The 18,934-nt window shown below is 67.1% G+C and carries 11 protein-coding genes, 1 tRNA gene and 1 pseudogene; 7 read left to right on the top strand and 6 right to left on the bottom strand.

Annotation, left to right across the window (positions count from 1 at the left end):
* Positions 1-30: 30 nt before the first annotated feature.
* Together ntrC and EX20_RS20655 are read left to right on the top strand one after the other, a co-directional pair.
* Positions 31-1,551, top strand: a complete 1,521-nt coding sequence (gene ntrC, locus EX20_RS20660; RefSeq protein ID WP_011885434.1) for a nitrogen regulation protein NR(I) — start codon at positions 31-33, stop codon at positions 1,549-1,551.
* A gap of 78 nt (positions 1,552-1,629) precedes the next feature.
* Positions 1,630-3,765 (top strand): prolyl oligopeptidase family serine peptidase, encoded by a 2,136-nt coding sequence (locus EX20_RS20655; protein WP_034194563.1) that lies wholly within the window; start codon positions 1,630-1,632, stop codon positions 3,763-3,765.
* A gap of 30 nt (positions 3,766-3,795) precedes the next feature.
* On the opposite strand, the gene xth is transcribed toward EX20_RS20655, so the two are convergent.
* Positions 3,796-4,572 carry an exodeoxyribonuclease III gene (xth, locus tag EX20_RS20650; RefSeq protein ID WP_059462111.1) on the bottom strand — a complete coding sequence of 259 codons (777 nt, stop codon included), beginning with the start codon at positions 4,570-4,572 and terminating at the stop codon, positions 3,796-3,798.
* Between the two features lie 192 nt (positions 4,573-4,764).
* Between xth and EX20_RS20645 the strand changes: the two genes are divergently transcribed.
* Positions 4,765-4,841 (top strand) — tRNA-Met (locus EX20_RS20645).
* Between the two features lie 82 nt (positions 4,842-4,923).
* Here the strand turns inward: EX20_RS20645 and EX20_RS20640 are convergent.
* Entirely contained in the window at positions 4,924-5,616 is a 693-nt protein-coding gene (locus EX20_RS20640; RefSeq protein WP_034194562.1) for an aspartate/glutamate racemase family protein, read from the bottom strand.
* 180 nt (positions 5,617-5,796) lie between these two features.
* Between EX20_RS20640 and dinB the strand changes: the two genes are divergently transcribed.
* Positions 5,797-7,203 carry a DNA polymerase IV gene (gene dinB, locus EX20_RS20635; RefSeq protein WP_072465542.1) on the top strand — a complete coding sequence of 469 codons (1,407 nt, stop codon included), beginning with the start codon at positions 5,797-5,799 and terminating at the stop codon, positions 7,201-7,203.
* Between the two features lie 62 nt (positions 7,204-7,265).
* Here the strand turns inward: dinB and EX20_RS20630 are convergent, their stop codons facing one another.
* The 4 genes from EX20_RS20630 to fixL form a co-directional block, all read right to left on the bottom strand.
* Positions 7,266-9,353 (bottom strand): M3 family metallopeptidase, encoded by a 2,088-nt coding sequence (locus tag EX20_RS20630; RefSeq protein ID WP_034194561.1) that lies wholly within the window; start codon positions 9,351-9,353, stop codon positions 7,266-7,268.
* Positions 9,354-9,647: 294 nt separating this feature from the next.
* Positions 9,648-10,502 carry a bifunctional methylenetetrahydrofolate dehydrogenase/methenyltetrahydrofolate cyclohydrolase FolD gene (folD, locus tag EX20_RS20625; RefSeq protein ID WP_034194560.1) on the bottom strand — a complete coding sequence of 285 codons (855 nt, stop codon included), beginning with the start codon at positions 10,500-10,502 and terminating at the stop codon, positions 9,648-9,650.
* 239 nt (positions 10,503-10,741) lie between these two features.
* A complete protein-coding gene (fixJ, locus tag EX20_RS20620) occupies positions 10,742-11,380 on the bottom strand; it encodes an oxygen response regulator transcription factor FixJ (RefSeq protein WP_006493245.1) in 639 nt (212 codons plus the stop codon).
* A complete protein-coding gene (gene fixL / locus EX20_RS20615; RefSeq protein ID WP_011885427.1) occupies positions 11,377-13,893 on the bottom strand; it encodes an oxygen sensor histidine kinase FixL in 2,517 nt (838 codons plus the stop codon). Before fixL ends, fixJ begins: the two co-directional genes overlap by 4 nt.
* Between fixL and EX20_RS33345 the strand changes: the two are divergent.
* The 3 genes and pseudogenes from EX20_RS33345 to aceF all read left to right on the top strand — a co-directional run.
* A pseudogene (locus EX20_RS33345) lies at positions 13,813-14,030 on the top strand (hypothetical protein); the annotation flags it as partial. The gene fixL and the pseudogene EX20_RS33345 overlap by 81 nt on opposite strands.
* Positions 14,031-14,165: 135 nt before the next feature.
* Positions 14,166-16,862 (top strand): pyruvate dehydrogenase (acetyl-transferring), homodimeric type, encoded by a 2,697-nt coding sequence (gene aceE / locus EX20_RS20610; protein ID WP_011885426.1) that lies wholly within the window; start codon positions 14,166-14,168, stop codon positions 16,860-16,862.
* A gap of 70 nt (positions 16,863-16,932) precedes the next feature.
* The gene (gene aceF / locus EX20_RS20605) at positions 16,933-18,573 is read left to right on the top strand and encodes a dihydrolipoyllysine-residue acetyltransferase (RefSeq protein WP_034194559.1); all 1,641 of its coding nucleotides are present in this window, start codon (positions 16,933-16,935) and stop codon (positions 18,571-18,573) included.
* Positions 18,574-18,934 lie beyond the last annotated feature (361 nt).

Below are 18,934 nucleotides of genomic sequence, written 5' to 3'. Positions count from 1 at the left end.
TCACCGGATTCACCAATATCTGACCGACCTATGAAGCCGATCTGGATAGTAGACGACGATCAATCGATTCGCTGGGTGCTCGAAAAGGCGCTCGCCCGCGACAGCTTCGCGACGCGCAGCTTCGCGAACGTGCGCGATGCGCTGGCCGCGCTCGATCACGAGTCGCCGCAGGTGCTCGTATCCGACATCCGGATGCCGGGCGGCTCGGGCCTCGAGTTGCTGCAGGCGATGCACGAGCGTCTGCCCGGCTTGCCCGTCATCATCATGACGGCGTTCTCCGATCTCGACAGCGCCGTGGCCGCGTTCCAGGGCGGCGCGTTCGAATATCTCGCGAAGCCGTTCGACGTCGACAAGGCGGTCGAACTGATCCGCCGCGCGGTGGAGGAAAGCCTGCGCGGCGGCGCACCGCAGGACGAACGCGTGGCCGAGGCGCCCGAGATGCTCGGGCAGGCACCGGCGATGCAGGACATGTTCCGCGCGATCGGCCGGCTGTCGCATTCGGCCGCGACGGTGCTGATCACCGGCGAGTCGGGCACCGGCAAGGAGCTCGTCGCCCGGGCGCTGCACCGTCACAGCCCGCGCGCGAACGGCCCGTTCATCGCGCTGAACACCGCCGCGATCCCGAAGGATCTGCTGGAATCCGAACTGTTCGGCCATGAGCGCGGCGCGTTCACCGGCGCGCAGACGACCCGCCAGGGCCGCTTCGAGCAGGCCGAGAACGGCACGCTGTTCCTCGACGAAATCGGCGACATGCCGTTCGACCTGCAGACGCGCCTGCTGCGCGTGCTGTCGGACGGCCAGTTCTATCGGGTCGGCGGCCACAACCCGCTGCGCGCGAACGTGCGCGTGATCGCCGCGACGCACCAGAACCTCGAATCGCGCGTGCGGCAGGGGCTGTTCCGCGAGGACCTTTACCACCGGCTCAACGTGATCCGCCTGCGCCTGCCGCCGCTGCGCGAACGCAGCGAAGACATTCCGCTGCTCACGCGCCACTTCCTGCAGAAGAGCGCGCGCGATCTCGGCGTCGAGCCGAAGCGCGTGTCCGACGAAGCGCTCGCGTATCTGACGTCGCTGCCGTTTCCGGGCAACGTGCGGCAACTCGAGAACCTCGCGAACTGGCTGACGGTGATGGCGCCCGCGCAGACGGTCGAGATCAAGGACTTGCCGCCCGATCTCGTGCCGAGCGGCGCGCCGGTGACGGCAGCCGTCGACGGCGCGGACGCGCCCGCTGCCCTCGGCGGTGGCGACGTGTCGCGCGTTCAGCCGTCGGTCGGCGCGGCGACGCTCGCGAGCGCACCCGTTGCGGCCGCATCGAACGGCGCGCCGGCCGGCTATCCGATGTGGGAGAGCGGGCTGCGCACCGAAGTCGCGCGACTGCTGCGCGAAAATTCCGCCGACGTGATGGACGAACTCGCACGCCGCTTCGAGGCTGCCGTGATCCGCGAGGCGCTCGACTTCACGCGCGGCCGCAAGGTCGAGGCGGCCGAGCGGCTCGGCATCGGCCGCAACACGATCACGCGCAAGATCCAGGAACTGCATCTGGAGCCGTAAGCCGTCGTCGCGGCATGCGCGCGCCGCGCATGCCGCGATCGGACATAATCGCGGTTTGCCGTCACGCGCACGCCCGTCATGTCCGATTCCTTCCGCTGGCCCGCCGGGGCCGATCCTTTCCGATTTCTCGAAGCGCTCGACAGCAAGCGCGCCCGCACGTGGGTCGACGAGCAGAACGCGCGCACGCGTGCTGCGCTGCGTGACGACGACGGCTACCGCACGCTGACCGCGCGGCTCGCGCAGGCCTACCTGCCGCGCGAGCGGCCGGTGATTCCGACCCGCTGGCGCGAATGGGCGTACGACCTGTGGCAGGACGATCAGCACCCGAAGGGGCTGTGGCGCCGCGCGCGCTGGGACGACTGGCGCGCCGGCCGGCCCGACTGGGAAACGCTCCTCGACGTCGACGCGCTCGGCGCGCAAGAGGGCGAATCGTGGGTGTTCGAGCAGGACGCGATCCTCTATCCGGACGGTGACCGCGCACTCGTGTCGCTGTCGCCGGGCGGCGCGGACGCGGTCGTCGTGCGCGAATTCGATCTGGTGCAGCGCCGCTTCGTCGACGGCGGCTTCACGATCGACGAGCCGGGGCATCACACGGTCGGCTGGATCGATCGCGACACCGTCTACGTGAGCTGGGATCGCGGCGAAGCGCATGCGACCGCTGCCGGCTATCCGTACGATGCGCGCCGCTGGGTGCGCGGCACGCCGCTCGCCGATGCACCCATCGTGTTTCGCGGCGAACCGGACGACATCAGCGCGGGCGCATGGTTCGATCCGATCGACGGCCGCCATGTCGCATGGCGCAGCGTGGACTTCTTCGACGCGCATGCGTACCGGCTCACCGAGGCGGGCGAATGGGCGCGCTACGACGTGCCGACGCACGTCGAGGTCGGCTTCTGGGAAGGCTGGCTGGTGCTGGAGCCGCGGCTCGACTGGGACTGCGGCGGCGTACGGCATGCGGGCGGCTCGCTGCTCGCGATTCGCGAGCACGCGTTTCTCGCCGGCTCGCGCGAATTCACGACGCTGTTCGCGCCGCAAGCATCGACGTCGGCGTGCACGTGGACCCACACGCGCACGATGCTGATCGCGAGCTGGCTCGACGACGTGCACAACCGCACGATGCTGTGGACGCCGCGCAAGGGCGAGGGCAGCGAAGGCGGCGAATGGACGTGGGACGCGCATGCGTTCGACTGGCCGCGCGATGCGCAGATCGACGTCGAGCCGGTCGAGTCGACGCTGAACGACGACGTGTACGTGGACGTCGACACCTATCTCGATCCACCCGAATGCTGGCTGGCCGATCTCGCCGATCGCGCGGCCGATGCGCAAGCGCGCCGCGTGCTGCTCGACCGGCCGCCGGTGCGCTTCGATGCGGCAGGCCTCGTCGTGCGGCGCGCGAATGCGCGCTCGCGCGACGGCACGATCGTGCCGTACACGTTGATCGGGCCGCGCGATGCCGTCGAGGCAGCCAACCGTGATGATGGCGGCGATGGCGGCACGCGCGTCGCGCGGCCGTGTCTGTTGTCAGGCTATGGCGGCTTCGCGATTCCGAACCTGCCGGGCTACAGCGACGCACTCGGCATCGCGTGGCTCGAGCGCGGCGGCGTCGCGGTGTTCGCGCACATCCGCGGCGGCGGCGAATTCGGGCCGCGCTGGCACGTCGATGCGCAGCGCGAACATCGGCAGCGTTCGTTCGACGATTTCATCGCGGTAGCCGAGGACCTGGTCCGCACCGGCGTGACGACCGCGGCGCAGCTCGGCATCGAAGGCGGCAGCAACGGCGGCCTGTTGGTGGGCGCGTGCATGGTGCAGCGTCCCGAACTGTTCGGCGCGGTGCTGTGCCGCGTGCCGCTGCTCGACATGCGGCGTTATCCGAAACTGCATGCGGGCGCCGCCTGGCTCGACGAGTACGGCGACCCGGACGATCCGCGCGAGGGCGCGGCGCTGGCCGCCTATTCGCCGTATCACCGCGTGCGCGACGGCGTCGTCTATCCGCCGCTGCTGCTGACGACGTCGACGCGCGACGACCGCGTGCATCCGGCGCATGCCCGCAAGATGGCGGCGCGCATGCACGCGCTCGGGCACGAGCGCGTGTGGTACTGGGAGAACACCGACGGCGGCCACGGCAGCGCCGACGATCTGGAGCGGGCCGAATCCGATGCGGCGGAATTCGGCTTCCTGTGGGCGCATCTGGGGCCGGCGCCCGCGCGCGGCTGAGCGAATGGGCGGGGCGGCAGGCCAGCGGCCTCAGCCGACGACCGCGACGACCGGCGTGTGATCGGACGGCTGCTCCCACGTGCGCGGCACGCGGTCGACTTCGCACGACGTGCAGGTGGCCGCGAGCGCCGGCGACAGGAGAATGTGGTCGATGCGCAGCCCGGCGTTGCGGCGAAACGCGAACATCCGGTAGTCCCACCACGTGAAGGTCTTCTCGGGCTGCTCGAAGCGCCGGAACGCGTCGACGAAGCCGAGCTCGAGCAGCTTCGCGAAGTGCGCGCGCTCCTGCGGCGACACCAGGTTCTGGCCTTCCCATTTCGCGGGGTCGTGCACGTCGCGATCTTCCGGCGCGATGTTGTAGTCGCCGAGCAGCGCGAGCTTCGGATAGCGCTGCAGCTCGGCGCCGAGCCACGCATGCAGCGCGTCGAGCCACTGCATCTTGTAGAGAAACTTGTCGGAGTCCGGGGCCTGGCCGTTCGGGAAATACGCGGACACGATGCGCACGCCCTCGACCGTCACGGCGACCACGCGCTGCTGCGGATCGTCGAAGCCGGGAATGTTGCGCACGACGTCCGATTCGTCGACGGCCAGCGTGTCGCGCACGAGGATCGCGACGCCGTTATACGTCTTCTGGCCCGTGAACCAGCTGCGGTAACCGACGGCCTCGAGATCGGCGCGCGGATATTTTTCGTCCGGCAGCTTCAGCTCCTGCAGGCACAGCACGTCGGCGCCGCTTTGCGCGAGCCAGTCGAGCACATGCTGTTTGCGGACGTTGAGCGAGTTGACGTTCCAGGTGGCGATTTTCATGAACGGGAAGGCGGGCGGCATGGATTCGAAGGCCGCCATCTTACCGCGAGCGCGGCGCGCGAACGCGTGCAACACGCGATCGGCAGCGCATCCCGTGCACGTCGCGAGCCTCGCGATATTGGCGCCAAGCCAATAAATTGTGACAAAAGTGTTGACGTAAGTGCTTCCTCACCCTATAATTTATTTCTCTGACGCGGGGTGGAGCAGTCTGGCAGCTCGTCGGGCTCATAACCCGAAGGTCGTAGGTTCAAATCCTACCCCCGCAACCAAGCACACCAGACGATGTGCAGCGCAACTGACCGATGCGCGCTTCGTCGACAGGAACCCGGCCCCGTGCCGGGTTTTTTGTTTTCAGCCTACCGCCCACTCGACCGCCGCCTTCGCATGCAGCGTGGTCGTGTCGAACACCGGCAGCGGCGAGTCTGCGTCGCCGATCAGCAGCGTGATTTCCGTACAGCCCAGTATGACCGCCTGCGCGCCGCGTCGCGCGAGTTCGTCGATGATCGCGACATAGGTCGCGCGCGAATGCGCGTCGATCCGGCCGTGACACAGCTCGTCGTAGATGATCCGGTGCACGTCGGCGCGCGCCGGTTCGTCCGGCACCAGCACGTCGAGGCCGAACCGGTCGCGCAGCCGCTGCGCATAGAACGGCAGCTCCATCGTGTAGCGCGTGCCGAGCAGCGCGACGCGCTCGACGCCCGCGGCGCGCAGTGCGTTGCCGGTCGGGTCCGCGATGTGCAGGAACGGCAGCGTCACCGCCGCTTCGATCGCGTCGTGCACGCGATGCATCGTGTTGGTCGCCAGCACGATCAGGTCGGCGCCGGCCGCTTCGAGCCGGCGTGCGGCGTCGGCCATCCGTTCGCCGAGCGCGCGCCAGTCTTGCGCGCGCTGCAGCGCCTCGATCTCCGCGAAGTTCACCGTGACCAGCACGCTCTTGGCGTTGTGATGGCCGCCGTGCAATGCCTTCGAATAGCGATTGATCATCCGGTAGTACTCCGCCGACGATTCCCAGCTCATCCCGCCGATCAGGCCGATCGTCTTCATTCGTCACCTTTGCGTTTCATCTGTCGTGGCGCACGAGTATAGGGGCCGACCGGCGCGCGCGGCGGTACGATCCGTGCGCAGCCGACCGGTACGGCGCCGCTGGCCGAGCTGGGTCGGCGCCGCGTCGGACTGTCCGTATTCGCCGGTACGTGGCAGCACGCGGCAGTTGAAACGGTCACTGTGTTTTTGTACAGTATCGGCACCGTGAAGCCGACCACTCCCGAGCCTGCCGATTCGCACCTGCCGCCGCCTGGCGACGCGCCGCCGCGCGTGCGCAAGATCATCCATTGCGATTGCGACTGCTTTTACGCATCGGTGGAGATGCGCGACGATCCGTCGCTGCGCAATCGGCCGCTCGCCGTCGGCGGCCGGCCCGATCAGCGCGGCGTGATCGCGACCTGCAACTACGAGGCGCGGCGCTACGGCGTGCATTCGGCGATGTCGTCGGCGCTCGCGATGCGCAAGTGCCCAGACCTGCTGATCCTGCCGTCCGCGATGGACAAGTACCGCGCGGCGTCGCGGCAGATCATGGCGATCTATCGCGACTACACGCGCGACGTCGAGCCGCTGTCGCTCGACGAGGCGTATCTCGACGTCAGCGGCTCCGAGCTGTGCCACGGCAGCGCGACGCTGATTGCGCGGGAGATCCGTCAGCGCGTGTACGAGACGGTCGGCGTGACGGTGTCGGCGGGCGTCGCGCCGAACAAGTTCATCGCGAAGATCGCGTCCGACTGGAACAAGCCCGACGGGCTGTTCGTCGTGCGCCCGCACGAGGTCGATGCGTTCGTCGCGGCGCTGCCGGTGCGCAAGCTGCACGGCGTCGGGCAGGTGACGGCCACGCGCCTCGACCGGCTCGGCATCCAGACCTGCGCGCAATTGCGCGACTGGTCGCTGATCGATCTGCATCGCGAGTTCGGCGCGTTCGGCCGGCGTTTGTACCAGCTCGCGCGGGGCATCGACGAGCGGCCGGTGCAGGCCGATCAGGAGCGCAAGTCGGTCAGCGTCGAGACGACCTATGTGACCGACCTGACGACGCTCGAGCAATGCGCGCAGGAAATCCGTCGTCTCGTCGAGCAGCTCGATGCGCGTATCGCGCGCGCGGGCGCCGCGCGATCGATCCGCAAGCTGTACGTGAAGATCCGCTTCGCCGATTTCCAGCGCACCACGGTCGAATGCGTGGCCGACGCGACGAATGCGCAGACGGCCGTCGCGTTGCTCGCGAAGGGGCTGCAGCGGCGCGCGCAGGCCGTGCGGTTATTAGGCGTCGGCGTGCGCATCGACGAGAACACGGCCGAGCGCCATGGGCAGTTCTCGCTGTTCGGCGATGCAGTGGATGAGTCGGTTGAGGGGGGCGCCGATGCGGCAGCTGAGGAGTTGACCGAGGAGTCGAACGAGGACCCAGCCGAGGAGTCAACTGAGGAGCCGACCGAGAACGCAGCCGGCGCGTCAATCGAGGATCCGGCCGAGGGCTCAACTGCGGAGTCCACCAAGGACCCAGCGGACCATTCAACGAACGCCCGAACCGACGCCCCGATCAGCGGTTCAAACCCGGCCGCCGAGCCATCCGGTCCACCGCCCGCACAATGAAAAAAGCACCGCCGAAGCGGTGCCTGCCGAAGCCACCGGGCGAACCGCCCGGCAACGCGCGATCACTGCGCGGGCGCTGCCATACCGTTGTGACGCAGCAGCGCGTCGATTTCCGGCTCGCGGCCGCGGAACGCCTTGAACGAATCCATCGCCGGACGGCTGCCGCCCACTTCGAGGATCTCGCGGCGATAGCGCGTGCCGGTCGTCGCGTCGAGCACGCTGCCGCTTTCGGCCGCTGCTTCCTCGAACGCCGCATACGCGTCGGCCGACAGCACCTCGGCCCACTTGTAGCTGTAATAGCCGGCCGCATAGCCGCCCGCGAAGATGTGGCTGAACGTGTTCGGCCAGCGCGAGAAGGCCGCCTGCGGGATCACGTGGTAGCGCTCGTTGATCTCGCGCGCGAAGGCGTTCACGCCGGTCGCGCCGGCCGGGTCGAAGTCGACGTGCAGCAGCATGTCGAACATCGAGAACACGATCTGCCGCAGTGTGCCGAGCCCGCTCTGGAAGTTCTTCGCGGCGATCATCTTGTCGAACAGCTCGCGCGGCAGCGCGGCGCCGGTTTCCACGTGCGACGACATCGACGACAGCACGTCCCATTCCCAGCAGAAGTTCTCCATGAACTGCGACGGCAGCTCGACCGCGTCCCATTCGACGCCGTTGATGCCCGACACGCCCAGCTCGTCGACGCGCGTGAGCATGTGATGCAGCCCGTGGCCGAACTCGTGGAACAGCGTGATCACTTCGTCGTGCGTGAAGCACGCGGGCTTGCCGCCGACGGGCGCCGAGAAGTTGCAGGTGAGGTACGCGACCGGCGTCTGCACGGCGCCGTCGCGCTTCGCGCGCGCACGCGCGTCATCCATCCACGCGCCGCCGCGCTTGCCTTCGCGTGCGTACAGGTCGAGATAGAACTGCGCGACGAGCGAGCCGTCGCGGTTCTCCACGCGGAAGAAGCGCACGTCCTTGTGCCAGACCGGCGCATCGTCCGGCTTGATCCGTACGCCGAACAGCGTTTCGGTGACGGTGAAAAGGCCCTTCAGCACTGCCGGTTCCGGGAAGTACTGTTTGACTTCGTTCTCCGAGAACGCGTAGCGCTGCTGGCGCAGGCGCTCGGCCGCGAACGCGACGTCCCACGGCGCGAGCTCGGTGAACCCGAGCTCCTTCGCGGCGAACGCGCGCAATTCGTCCCAGTCCTTCTCCGCGTGCGGGCGCGCACGCGTTGCGAGATCCTCGAGGAAGGTGATCACCTGCTGCGGCGATTCGGCCATCTTCGGCGCGAGCGACACTTCGGCGAAGTTGCGGTAGCCGAGCATCTGCGCTTCTTCGCGGCGCAGCTTCAGCTCGTCGGCGACGATCGCCGTGTTGTCCCACTCGGCCTTGCCGCCGCCGTACTGCGGCCCGAGTTCCGACGCGCGCGTCGCATAGGCGCGGTACATCGTTTCGCGCATCGCGCGGTTCTCGGCGTATTGCAGCACCGGGAAGTACGACGGGAAGTGCAGCGTGAATTTCCAGCCTTCCTTGCCGTCCTTCTGCGCGGCTTCGCGGGCCGCCTCGATCGCGTCGCCCGGCAGCCCGGCCAGTTCGGCTTCGTCCTGCGCGAAATACGCATACGCGTTGGTCGCGTCTAGCACGTGATCGGAGAACGCCTTCGACAGCGCTGCCTGCTGCTCCTGCAGTTCCGCGAAGCGCGGCTTCTGGTCTTCGGGCAGCTCGGCGCCCGACAGGCGGAAATCGCGCAGCGCGTTATCGAGGATCTTCTTGCGTTCGGCGGACAGCGTCGCGTATTCGGCGCCCGCCGCGATCGCCTTGTACTTTTCGTACAGCGCGAGGTTCTGGCCGACGCTCGACCAGAACTCGGTCACGCGCGGCAGATTTTCGCCGTACGCGGCGCGCAGTTCGGGCGTATCGGCGACCGCGTTCAGGTGGCCGACGACGCCCCACGCGCGCCCGAGCGGCTCCGTCGCCTGCTCGACCGTCTCGACGATCGCAGCCCAGGTCGCCGGCGTCTCGCTTGCGCTGGCGGTGTCGACCGCGCGGTTGGCGGCGGCCAGCAATACGTCGAGGGCGGGCGTCACGTGTTCCGGGCGGATCTCGCCGAAACGGGGCAGGCCGGAGAAATCGAGGAGCGGATTGGTATTGGCGCTGGCGGACATTAAGACTCCCTGTCTGTTGCCGGATGAACCGGAGTGAAAAGGGTGGGGCGCGCTGCGGCGGCGCCCGATACCGACATTATTGGGGCGCACGGCGCGGTTTCCAATCGTTAGTTTCTAACGATGCGATTGCGTGCGGGCGGCGGCGCGGGGTCGGATTGTGACGACACGCGACGAGCGCCGGCGGTGCGGGCGCGGCGGCGCGGTGCTGACACGGCCGCGGGCATGGCCGCGGCCGGGGAGATGCCGGCGCGCGAATGCGCGTCGGCAGAAGGGGCGGGCGCGAGCGCGCGGCGCTCAGGCTGCGGCTGTGCGCTCCGCGGCTTCGATCGTGTTGATCAGCAGCATCGTGATGGTCATCGGGCCGACGCCGCCCGGCACCGGCGTGATGTGGCCGGCCACGTCCTTCACGCCGGCGAAGTCGACGTCGCCGCACAGCTTGCCTGCGTCGTCGCGGTTCATGCCGACGTCGATCACCGTCGCGCCCGGCTTGACCATGTCGGCCGTCAGGATGTTGCGCTTGCCGACCGCGGCGACGACGATGTCGGCCTGCCGCGTGTGCGCGGCGAGGTCACGCGTCTTGCTGTGGCAGATCGTCACCGTTGCGCCGGCTTCGAGCAGCAGCATCGCCATCGGTTTGCCGACGATGTTCGAGCGGCCGATCACGACCGCGTTCGCGCCTTGCAGCGGGATGTCGTGCGCCTCGAACATCTTCATCACGCCATACGGCGTGCACGGGCGGAACAGCGGCTTGCCGGTCATCAGCGCGCCGGCGTTCGCGACGTGAAAGCCGTCGACGTCCTTCTCCGGCGCAATCGCCTCGATCACCTTGTGGCTGTCGATATGCGCGGGCAGCGGCAGCTGCACGAGGATCCCGTGGATCTTCGGGTCGCGGTTCAGCTCGTCGATGCGCGCGAGCAGGTCGGCCTCCGACAGCGTGTCCGGGTAGGCATCCTTCAGCGAGAAGAAGCCGTTGTCCTCGCACGCCTTGATCTTGTTGCGCACGTAGACTTCGCTCGCCGGGTTCGCGCCGACGAGGATCACCGCGAGACCGGGCTGGTGGCCGCGTGCGGTCAGGGCGGCGGCGCGTTCGGCGGCCTGCGCGCGCAAGGTCTTCGAGAGGGCGTTGCCGTCGATGAGGAGGGCTGTCATGGTGGTGGTCCTGCCGGGAAGTTGGAATGCGGTCGTGCGGCGCGCGAAGCGCCGCAGCAAAGCACGCAATTATACCGTTCGCCTGCCGTCGTCCGACAGTGAATACAAGGAAAGCGTCATGATGGCGGGGCCGGCGCCCCGGGAGGAGGCGCCCGGCCGTGCCGCGCGAGTGGGGCGCATCGCGCGGCGCGAGGGAACGGCGAGGCGGCCGGGCGGGCGCCCGACGGCCGTGCGCAACGTCAGGCCTGCTTTTTCGACAGCGCGAGGCGCAGCAGATCGGCCACGGTGTTGACGTTGAGCTTCTCCATGATGTTCGCGCGGTGCGCTTCGACCGTCTTGATGCTGATGCCGAGATCGTCGGCGATCTGCTTGTTCAGGCGGCCGGCGATGATCCGCTCGAGCACCTGCTGCTCACGCGCCGTCAGCTTCGACAGGCGCTCGCTCGCGGCACGCTGTTCCTGCACGCTCTTGCTTTCGCTTCGGGCCTTGTCGAGCATCCGCTCGACGAGCTTGCGCAGCTCGGCTTCGTCGAACGGTTTCTCGATAAAGTCCATCGCACCCTTTTTCATCGTCGAGACGGCCATCGGTACGTCGCCGTGACCGGTGACGAAAATGATCGGCAGCGCGGCGTTGTCGGCGATCAGGCGTTCCTGCAACTCGAGGCCGCTCATGCCCGACATCCGCACGTCGAGGATCAGGCATGCGATCTGGCCGGCCTGCTGCGCCGGCTGGTATGCATCGAGGAACTGCTCGGCGCTCGAGAAGCACTGCACGCGATAGCCGTTCGCCTCCAGCAGCCAGCGCAACGAGTCCCGTACGGCCTCGTCGTCGTCGACGACGAAGACGGTTTCCTGAGTGGTGGTAACAGGGCTATTCATAGTTCTCCCGTGACGGTATGTGATGCCGATGACTCGCGCCCCCCTTGGGCGAGATCAGCGGGTTCCCCAATGGGCAGGCTGCAGTGGAATGTCGCGCCGGAAATGCGGCCGTCCGGTTCGACATTGTTGACCACCCACAGACGCCCCCGATGCGATTCGATGATCGAACGGCAGATGTTCAGCCCCATGCCCATGCCGTCGGACTTGGTGCTGTAAAACGGTTCGAACAGGCGCTCGGCGGTCGCTTCGTCGACGCCCGGGCCCTGATCGATCACGCGGATGTCGACGAAGCCCGCGTCGATGTCGGCGACGACGCGAATCACGCCGTCCGCCGACGCCGGCTTCACGTCGGCCATCGCCTCGGCCGCGTTCTTCATCAGGTTCACGAGCACCTGCTCGATCAGCACGGGGTCGACATAAATAATAGGCATTCTTGCGAGGATTTCCGTGACGATCCGGATCCTGCGCTTCCTGGCCTCGATTTCGGCGAGCCCGACCGCATCGGCGACGATGTCCGCGACGCGCGCCGGCTGGCGCTTCGGCTCGCTGCGCTTCACGAATTCGCGAATCCGCTTGACGATCATCCCCGCGCGCAATGCCTGCTGCGCGGTCTTCTCGAGCGCCGGCTGCAGCGTCTCGGGCGTGCTGCGGCCGCTCTTCACGAGCGCGAGCGTGCCCGAGCAATAGTTGTTGATCGCGGCGAGCGGCTGATTCAATTCGTGAGCAATCGACGACGCCATTTCGCCCATCGTCATCAATCGGCTCGTGAACTGCAGTTTCTCTTCCTGCTGGTGCGCGAGTTCCTGCGCCTTCTTGCGGGTCGTGATGTCGGTCGCGATCTGCATCTGCGCGAGGTGGCCGTCGACCCACTGGATGTATTGGCGGCGCACCTCGAACCACTTCTGGATGCTCTCGACGTAGACCTCCTGCGCGTCGGCCGTGCTGTTGGTCAGCGCGGCGGCCGGCAGGCCGGCGAAGGCGTCGACCATGTCGATCGAGTCGGACGATGCCTGCGCGCGATCGAAGCCGCCGCCCGACAGCTCGAGATGGCCGTCCGGGCGAATGCCGAACAGGTGGCGGTAGTAGCGGTTCGCGAACAGCAGCTCGGCCTCGTCGGCGGCCAGCACCGACACGGCGGCGTCGAGGCTTTCGAGCACCGTCGTGAAGCGTTCGTGCGCGGCCGCGAGCTCCTCGCGTGCGCGCTTCGGCTCGGTGATGTCGGTCATCGACGACATCCAGCCGGTCTGCCGGCCCGAGCTGTCGATCAGCGGCGACACGTACAGGCGCGCATGGAACAGCGTGCCATTCTTGCGCCGCACGCGCAGCTCGAAGCCCGAGCTCGGCGCCTTGCCGCGCAGCGTCATGTCGAGCTGGCGCTGCATTTCCGGGTAGGCGTCGCGCGGCCAGTACGGGAACGGCGCGACCTTGCCGACCAGGTCGCTTTCATCCCAGCCGGTCATCCGGCAGAACGCCGGGTTCACGTGGGTGATGCGGCCGTGCATGTCGAGCACGCGCATGCCGATCAGCACCGAGTTCTCCATCGCGCGGCGGAAGAACGCTTCCGCGTACAGCGCCTGCTGCGCCTCGAAGCGCTGCCGCGTGTGCTTCCACAGGCTCCAGAGGCTCCACAGCACGAAGCACGACAGGCCGGCCACGAGCCACACGAGCGTGTTGTTGGTGAGGTTCGTCAGCTGCGGGAACGCGTACACGCGCACGGTCAGCCCCTGGCCGGGCGGGTCGAGCGGCAGGTCGTAGTGGGAGTCGCGCGGCAGGCGCGGGCGCGTCGACGTCGACGACAGCTCGCGATTGTTCGAGTCGGTGATCGAGATCTTGTACTTCGACGACAGCTCCTGCGGGATGTCGTGCTTCAGGATCCCTTCGACCGAGAACACCGCGGCGATCGAGCCGAGGTATTCGCGATCGCCGCGCATCACGGGCGTCTGCAGCGTGATGAAGCCGTTGCCGAAGTCGTCGTAGATCAGCGGCGAATAGGCCTGGCGGCGCGTGCTGCGCGCCTCGTCGTAGGCGCCGCGCACGGCGTCTTCCATCTGCGCGTCGCCGGGCTTCGCGAGCCGCTGGCCGAGCAGCGGCGGATGCACGGTCGGCCAGCGCTGCACGCCGGGCGCCGTGTACCAGTTCAGATAGAGGATTTCCGGATGGGTCTGCATCACGTCCGCGACGGCCATCTGGAAGGCGTTCTGGTCGAGGCGGCCGGATGCGAGATCGCGCGACAGCGCCTGCAACTGCTCCTGCGCGCCCGTCATCGACAGGCGGATCTGCTGCTGCGCCCACGCAACGTTACGGAACAGCGTGTCTTCCTGCTGCTGCTGTTCGCGGCGATTGAGGCTCCATAAAATCAGGCTCATCACCACGAGGAACACGAGGATCGACAGCAGCGGCGTCAGCAGATAGGAGTTCGACCACCACGGTCCGTGGTGCCAGCGGGACGGCTGCGACTCCGCCGGCGGGCCCGACGGTCGCGCCGAGCGTGCGAAAAGCCGATCGGTCAACATGGCAGGATTGTAGCGCAGCGCAATACATGGAAAACCCATACCGGATATGTTGAGCGGAAACGAATTTGTGCGCGCCGCGCGTGCCGCCGAGGCCCGACGCATGGGTGCGCCGCAACAATATTCCGCATTACGAGAAAAGATCTCACAATTCGAAAATTTTGTTGCGCGCGGCCGTAGGCGCTCATTACAATCCGTCGAGCTTGCCCGCAGCCGGCCGCGACGCGTCGTCTGCACGAGAGCGATCCTCACATTCCAGGACCCAGGAGACGAGAATGTCCGCTGTACCGAACGAAGTGATGAAATACGTCGCCGCCGAGCGTGACGACGATCCGCAAGAAACCGTTGAATGGCTCGAGTCGCTCGACGGCGTGATCTCCTCCGTGGGCACCGGCCGCGCGCACTACCTGATCGAAAAGCAGATCGAATTCGCGCGCATGCACGGCGAACACCTGCCGTTCTCCGCGAACACCCCGTACATCAACACGATTCCGGTCGAAGCCCAGGCGAAGATTCCGGGCGACCAGGACATCGAGCACCGCATCCGTTCGTACACGCGCTGGAACGCGCTGGCGATGGTGCTGCGCGCAGGCAAGGACACGAACGTCGGCGGCCACATCGCGTCGTTTGCATCGGCCGCGACCCTCTATGACGTCGGCTACAACCACTTCTGGCACGCGGCGTCCGACCAGCACGGCGGCGATCTCGTGTTCGTCCAGGGCCACTCGTCGCCCGGCGTATACTCGCGCGCGTTCCTGCTCGGCCGCCTGTCGGAAGAACAGCTCGACAACTTCCGTCAGGAAGTCGACGGCAACGGCATCTCGTCGTACCCGCACCCGTGGCTGATGCCCGACTTCTGGCAGTTCCCGACGGTGTCGATGGGCCTCGGCCCGATCATGGCGATCTACCAGGCGCGCTTCATGAAGTACCTGGAATCGCGCGGCATCGCGCAGACGGCCGGCCGCAAGGTCTGGGCGTTCCTCGGCGACGGCGAGACGGACGAGCCGGAATCGCTCGGCGCAATCGGCATGGCGAGCCGCGAAAAGCTCGACAACCTCGTGTTCGTGATCAACTGCAACCTGCAGCGCCTCGACGGCCCGGTGCGTGGCAACGGCAAGATCATCCAGGAGCTCGAATCGGAGTTCCGCGGCGCCGGCTGGAACGTGATCAAGGTGATCTGGGGCAGCCGCTGGGATGCGCTGTTCGCGCGCGACAAGACGGGCGCGCTGATGCGCCGCATGATGGAAGCGGTCGACGGCGAATACCAGACGTACAAGTCGGAGTCGGGCGCCTACGTGCGCGAGCACTTCTTCAACACGCCCGAGCTGAAGGCGCTCGTCGCCGACTGGTCGGACGACGACATCTGGGCGCTGAACCGCGGCGGTCACGATCCGCACAAGATCTACGCGGCGTTCCACGAGGCGAGCAACTCGCAGGGCGCGCCGACCGTCATCCTCGCGAAGACCATCAAGGGCTACGGGATGGGCGAGTCGGGCCAGGCGATGAACATCACGCACCAGCAGAAGAAGCTGCCGGTCGAGCAACTGAAGAAGTTCCGCGATCAGTTCCGCCTGCCGATCACCGACGAGCAGATCGCCGACGTGCCGTACATCAAGTTCGAGGAAGGCTCGAAGGAACTCGAATACATGCGCCAGAAGCGCATGGAGCTCGGCGGCTATCTGCCGCACCGCCGCCAGAAGGCGACGTCGCTGCCGGTGCCGGCGCTCGACGCGTTCGAGCCGCTGCTCAAAGGCACGGGCGAGGGCCGCGAGATCTCGACGACGATGGCGTTCGTGCGGATCCTGAACATCCTGCTGAAGGACAAGGCGCTCGGCAAGCGCGTCGTGCCGATCGTCCCGGACGAGTCGCGTACGTTCGGCATGGAAGGGCTGTTCCGCCAGATCGGCATCTGGAACCAGGACGGCCAGAAGTACGTGCCGGAAGATTCCGACCAGCTGATGTTCTACAAGGAATCGAAGACCGGCCAGATCCTGCAGGAAGGCATCAACGAAGCGGGCGGCATGTGCGACTGGATCGCGGCGGCGACGTCGTATTCGACGCACGGCGAGATCATGGTGCCGTTCTACATCTTCTATTCGATGTTCGGCTTCCAGCGGATCGGCGATCTGGCCTGGGCGGCTGGCGACATGCGCTCGCGCGGCTTCCTGCTCGGCGGCACGGCCGGGCGCACGACGCTGAACGGCGAAGGGCTGCAGCACGAAGACGGCCACTCGCTGCTGTGGGCCGCATCGGTGCCGAACTGCGTGAGCTACGACCCGACGTTCGGCTACGAACTCGCGGTGATCATCCAGGACGGCCTGCGCCGCATGGTGCAGGAACAGGAAGACGTGTACTACTACGTCACGGTGATGAACGAGAACTACGAGCACCCGGCGATTCCGCAGGGCGAGCACGTGGCGGCCGACATCATCAAGGGCATGTACGCGTTCCGCAAGGCCGAGGCCGACAAGAAGGCGCCGCGCGTGCAGCTGCTCGGCGCGGGCACGATCTTCAACGAAGTGATCGCCGCCGCCGATCTGCTGAAGAACGACTGGGGCGTCGCGGCCGATCTGTGGAGCGTGCCGAGCTTCACCGAACTCGCGCGTGAAGGTCACGACGTCGAGCGCTGGAACCTGCTCCATCCGACCGAGGAGCGTCGCCTGTCGCACGTGCAGAAGTGCCTGAAGGACACGCAAGGTCCGGTCATCGCGTCGACCGACTACGTGCGCGCGCTGGTCGACCAGATCCGCGGCCAGATCGATCGCCGCTTCGTCGTGCTGGGCACCGACGGCTTCGGTCGTTCGGACACCCGCGCGAAGCTGCGTCACTTCTTCGAAGTCGACCGTTACTGGGTCGCCGTCGCAGCGCTGAACGCGCTCGCCGACGAAGGCACGATCGAGCGCAAGGTGGTCGCGGACGCGATCGCCAAGTACAACCTCGATCCGTCGAAGCCCAACCCGATGACCGTTTAACGCACACGCGTCGTGTGACGCCGCGCGCCGCTTCCGGGAGGGGCGCGCGCGGCCATGGAGACACAAAAAGATGAGTCAAGCGATCGAAGTGAAGGTGCCGGATATCGGCGATTACAAGGACGTGCCCGTCATCGAGGTGCTCGTCAAGGTGGGCGACACGGTCGAGCCCGAGCAGTCGCTCGTCACGCTCGAGTCGGACAAGGCGACGATGGACGTGCCGAGCCCGGCAGCCGGCACGGTCAAGGAAGTGAAGGTCAAGGTCGGCGACGCCGTGTCGGAAGGCACGCTGATCATCCTTCTCGAAGGCGGCGCGGCCGCGCAGGCGAACGGCGCCGCGGCAGCGGCCGCCGCGCCGGCGCCGGCTGCTGCGCCCGCTGCCGCAGCACCGGCTGCTGCGCCGGCTGCGTCGGGCGGTACGCTCGAAGTGAAGGTGCCCGACATCGGCGACTACAAGGACGTCCCGGTGATCGAGATCGGCGTGAAGATCGGCGACACCGTCGAGAAAGAGCAGTCGCTCGTCACGCTCGAGTCGGACAAGGCGACGATGGACGTGCCGAGCCCGGCCGCCGGCGTCGTGAAGGACATCAAGGTCAAGGTCGGCGATGCGGTGTCGGAAGGCACGCTGATCGTGCTGCTCGAAGCGGCAGGTGCGGCTGCACCGGCCGCTGCGCCGGCGAGCGCGCCGGCTCCGGCCGCCGCTGTACCGGCACCGGCTGCGGCGCCTGCGCCCGCACCGGCAGCATCGGCACCGGCCGCTGCTGCGCCGGCGGCCGCCCCGTCGGGCGAATACCGCGCCAGCCACGCGTCGCCGTCGGTGCGCAAGTTCGCGCGCGAGCTCGGCGTCGACGTCGCGCGCGTGCCGGGCAGCGGCCCGAAGGGGCGCATCACCAAGGACGACATCACGGGCTTCGTGAAGGGCGTGATGTCAGGCCAGCGCGCGGCGCCGGGCGCGGCTGCCGCGCCGGCAGGCGGCGGCGAGCTGAATCTGCTGCCGTGGCCGAAGGTCGACTTCGCGAAGTTCGGCCCGTTCGAGGCGAAGCCGCTGTCGCGCATCAAGAAGATCTCGGGCGCGAACCTGCATCGCAACTGGGTGATGATCCCGCACGTCACGAACAACGACGAAGCGGACATCACCGAGCTCGAAGCGCTGCGCGTGCAGCTGAACAAGGAGCACGAGAAGGCGGGCGTGAAGTTCACGATGCTCGCGTTCGTGATCAAGGCGGTGGTGGCCGCGCTGAAGAAATTCCCGACCTTCAACGCGAGCCTCGACGGCGACAACCTGGTGTTCAAGCAGTACTACCACATCGGGTTCGCGGCCGACACGCCCAACGGTCTCGTCGTGCCGGTGATCCGCGATGCGGACAAGAAGGGCCTCGTCGACATCGCGAAGGAAATGGCCGAGCTGTCGAAGGCCGCGCGCGACGGCAAGCTCAAGCCCGACCAGATGCAGGGCGGCTGCTTCTCGATCTCGTCGCTCGGCGGGATCGGCGGCACGCACTTCACGCCGATCATCAACGCGCCGGAAGTGGCGATCCTCGGGTTGTCGCGCGGGCAGATGAAGCCGGTGTGGGACGGCAAGCAGTTCGTGCCGCGGTTGACGTTGCCGCTTTCCCTGGCGTTCGATCATCGCGTGATCGATGGCGCTGAAGCCGCGCGGTTCAATGCTTATCTTGGCGCGTTGCTTGGGGATTTCCGTCGCATCGTTCTTTGATGAGAAGAGGGGCTCGCGGGGGCGTGCGTTTTTCGTTTTTGTCGGTGCGCCCCGTACTGTCGTTGAACCTGTTTTGCATACGGTCTGCTAGCGTCGCCCCTGCGCGGGGCGGCGGTCACTTTTCTTTGTCTTCCAAAGAAAAGTAACCAAAAGAAAGGCGCGTCCTTGGGCGGACAGCAAAGGTGGTTCTGCCCAGGTTCGCGTTCTCTTGTCAGGCCGTGGCCGGTTCGTCGCGCGAGTTTCCATTCCCTCTCTCCGTAGCCAACAAGAAGGGGACGTACATGAGTCTCATCGAAGTCAAAGTTCCAGATATCGGCGATTTCAGCGGCGTCGATGTCATCGAAGTCAACATCAAGCCCGG

The organism is Burkholderia sp. WP42 (assembly GCF_000745665.1).
Taxonomy (GTDB): Bacteria; Pseudomonadota; Gammaproteobacteria; order Burkholderiales; family Burkholderiaceae; genus Burkholderia; species Burkholderia vietnamiensis.
Note: the sequence above shows the minus strand (reverse complement) of the source record. Positions and strands in the feature narration are given on the sequence as shown.

Coding starts and splice junctions, on each gene's coding strand:
- EX20_RS20640 (WP_034194562.1), bottom strand. CDS start 5,616: ATGAAGACGATCGGCCTGATCGGCGGGATGAGCTGGGAATCGTCGGCG.
- aceF (WP_034194559.1), top strand. CDS start 16,933: ATGAGTCAAGCGATCGAAGTGAAGGTGCCGGATATCGGCGATTACAAG.
- fixJ (WP_006493245.1), bottom strand. CDS start 11,380: ATGAATAGCCCTGTTACCACCACTCAGGAAACCGTCTTCGTCGTCGAC.
- xth (WP_059462111.1), bottom strand. CDS start 4,572: ATGAAAATCGCCACCTGGAACGTCAACTCGCTCAACGTCCGCAAACAG.
- ntrC (WP_011885434.1), top strand. CDS start 31: ATGAAGCCGATCTGGATAGTAGACGACGATCAATCGATTCGCTGGGTG.
- folD (WP_034194560.1), bottom strand. CDS start 10,502: ATGACAGCCCTCCTCATCGACGGCAACGCCCTCTCGAAGACCTTGCGC.
- fixL (WP_011885427.1), bottom strand. CDS start 13,893: ATGTTGACCGATCGGCTTTTCGCACGCTCGGCGCGACCGTCGGGCCCG.
- EX20_RS20655 (WP_034194563.1), top strand. CDS start 1,630: ATGTCCGATTCCTTCCGCTGGCCCGCCGGGGCCGATCCTTTCCGATTT.
- aceE (WP_011885426.1), top strand. CDS start 14,166: ATGTCCGCTGTACCGAACGAAGTGATGAAATACGTCGCCGCCGAGCGT.
- EX20_RS20630 (WP_034194561.1), bottom strand. CDS start 9,353: ATGTCCGCCAGCGCCAATACCAATCCGCTCCTCGATTTCTCCGGCCTG.